Origin of the sequence: Acinetobacter sp. YH01024 (assembly GCF_013420195.1) — a bacterium.
GTDB lineage: Bacteria > Pseudomonadota > Gammaproteobacteria > Pseudomonadales > Moraxellaceae > Acinetobacter > Acinetobacter amyesii.
This window is the reverse complement of record NZ_VOYQ01000093.1, coordinates 1-2,575: the sequence shown is the minus strand read 5'-3', so window position 1 is coordinate 2,575 and position 2,575 is coordinate 1. Positions and strand designations below refer to the sequence as shown.

General features: G+C 47.0%; 3 protein-coding genes. All 3 read left to right on the top strand.

Translation table 11 applies throughout. The annotated features are described in order from the left end of the window. Positions 1-86 precede the first annotated feature (86 nt). The 3 genes from FTT88_RS16915 to FTT88_RS16905 all read left to right on the top strand — a co-directional run bounded on the left by FTT88_RS16915 (position 87) and on the right by FTT88_RS16905 (position 2,544). A complete protein-coding gene (locus FTT88_RS16915; RefSeq protein WP_004828545.1) occupies positions 87-470 on the top strand; it encodes a transposase in 384 nt (127 codons plus the stop codon). Then, positions 467-802 carry an IS66 family insertion sequence element accessory protein TnpB gene (gene tnpB / locus FTT88_RS16910; RefSeq protein ID WP_004828548.1) on the top strand — a complete coding sequence of 112 codons (336 nt, stop codon included), beginning with the start codon at positions 467-469 and terminating at the stop codon, positions 800-802. Before FTT88_RS16915 ends, tnpB begins: the two co-directional genes overlap by 4 nt. 74 nt (positions 803-876) lie before the next feature. Continuing rightward, entirely contained in the window at positions 877-2,544 is a 1,668-nt protein-coding gene (locus FTT88_RS16905) for an IS66 family transposase (RefSeq protein ID WP_180172970.1), read from the top strand. Positions 2,545-2,575 lie beyond the last annotated feature (31 nt).

The window sequence follows — 2,575 nt, the reverse complement described above, 5'->3', positions numbered from 1 at the left end:
GTAAGCGTCCGCTGAACACACCTTCTGAATTCATCCTATAAGCCTTAATTTAGTCCCCACTTAGAAACAAGTGGGGACTAAAATTTATGACTACAAATCATCAGACATCCATCGCATCTCTTGCGAAAAAACGAAGAACATACAGTGCTGAATTTAAACAGCAGATCGTTCAGGCTTGTAAAGCACCGGACGTTTCAATTGCTTCAGTCGCTTTGCAACATGGATTGAATACAAATCTTGTATCCAAATGGATTCGCTTAATTGATGCTAAGCCAGGGAGTGATCGCTCACCACTACCGAATAAACCTGCATTTATTGCCTTATCTTGCTCTGCACCATTAGATCCTACTCCTACTGACATGTTAAAAGTTCAAATTACTTTACCCCACTCAAAAGCAGAAATTGGCTTGAAATGGCAAGTATCAGAAATACCTGCCTTGGCAGAATTACTCAAGGTGCTGGCAACATGATCCGTATCGATGAAATCTGGCTTTCTACCCAACCTCTGGATATGCGAGCAGGGATGGATACTGTCATGGCTCAGGTGGTGAGAGCCTTTGGCTACATTAAACCGCATTGTGCTTACCTGTTCTGTAATAAACGTGGCCATCGCATGAAAGTGCTGGTACATGATGGACTGGGCATCTGGCTGTGTGCCCGGCGGCTGGAACAGGGAAAATTCCACTGGGCTAAAGTTCACCAGGGTGAAAGCGTAGCTCTCAACCCGGAACAGTTACAGGCATTAATCCAGGGTTTGCCTTGGCAGCGCATTGGACGACAGCAGGTGGTCACGATGCTCTAAACCAAGCTCGGCTATTCTGCCATCCTCCAAACGTTCTATTTCATTCTTCTCATGACCTCAGGCATACTGCGGTCATGAATACGCTGCCAGATTTAAGCCAACTGACCCATGAACAACTGCTGGAATTCACCCGGCAGTTGGCGATGCAGCATCAACAACTCGCAGAAGATAAACAACAATTAGATGCTCAAGTCCAACATCTGGAAGTATCAAATCAACAATTAGATGCCAAAGTTCAACATCTTGAAGTCACCAATCAGCAATTAGATTCTAAAGTTCAGCATCTTTCTATTCTCAATCAAAAATACGAGCATGAACTGGCGCTGTTTAAACAGCACAAATTCGGTAGTAAAAACGAACATCTCACCGCAAAACAAATCCATCTGTGGGATGAGGCGGTCGAAGAAGATATCGCAGCCGTCGATCTGGAACTGGAGCGGCTAAATGCAGATAAAACTGATGCAGCAACACAGAAAGCCACAGTCAACAAACCTAAACGTCGACTGCTACCCGATCATCTACACACCATCCGTATTGAGCATGAACCTGCATCAACCCAATGCAGTTGTGGCTGCCAGTTACGTCGTATCGGCGAAGATATCAGTGAAAAACTGCATTTCAGACCGGCACAGTTCTATAAGGAACAGCATGTACGTGGCAAATGGGTCTGTGATCAGTGCGACACCCTGACTCAGCAAGCGATGCCCGCCTATGTGATTGATAAAGGTATTGCCAGTCCTGAACTGCTCAGCCATGTGCTGGTATCGAAGTATGCCGATCATTTGCCGCTGTACCGTCAGCGCCTGATCTATCAGCGGGCTGGCATTGATCTGTCCAGATCCACGTTATCTGACTGGATTGGTCGCTGCGGTGTGGAACTGGAACCTCTGGCCAATGCCTTAAAACAGGTGGTGCTGCAACAGCGGGTGATCCATGCCGATGAAACGCCGGTCACCATCATGCGGATGGGTGAGAATGATAAAAAACCGAAGAAAGGTTATGTCTGGGCCTATGCCACTACACAGTACAATCCAGTTCAAGCCGTGATCTATGACTTTCAGGATAGTCGTTCAGGTCAGCATGCTGAAGCGTTCCTGAAAGACTGGCAGGGCCATCTGGTCTGTGATGATTACAGCGGTTATAAAGCACGCTTTAAATCAGGTCAGGTCATTGAGGTGGGCTGCATGGCGCATGCGCGTCGTAAATTCCATGAACTGCATGTGACCAAAAAAAGTCAGGTCGCTGAACAGGCATTAGTGCTGATTCAGAAACTGTATGCCATAGAAGCAGAACTCAGGAAAAAGACCGATGGTACAGCAGAACAGCGCCGCGAATACCGACAACAGCATAGTCAACCGGTGATGCAACAACTGTATGAATGGCTCAACCAACATCAACTGACTGTGCCATCGAGTTCTCCAACCGCCAAGGCGATCAATTACACTCTGAAGCGTTGGCCAGCTTTAAGCCGCTATCTGGATGATGGCAATCTACCGATTTGCAATAACTGGGTGGAAAACCAGATGCGCCCCTGGGCGTTGGGACGTAAGAACTGGTTATTTGCAGGTTCGCTGCGCAGCGGTCAGCGAGCAGCCAATATTATGACATTAATCCAGTCAGCAAAACTGAATGGGCTGGATCCCTATGCCTATTTAAGTGATGTGCTGAAAAGGTTGCCGACACATAAAGTGACTCAGATTGAAGAATTGCTACCACACCGCTGGAAACCTAAATCGAATTAAAAAATAGGCATGGGGTTCAGCGGACGCTTAC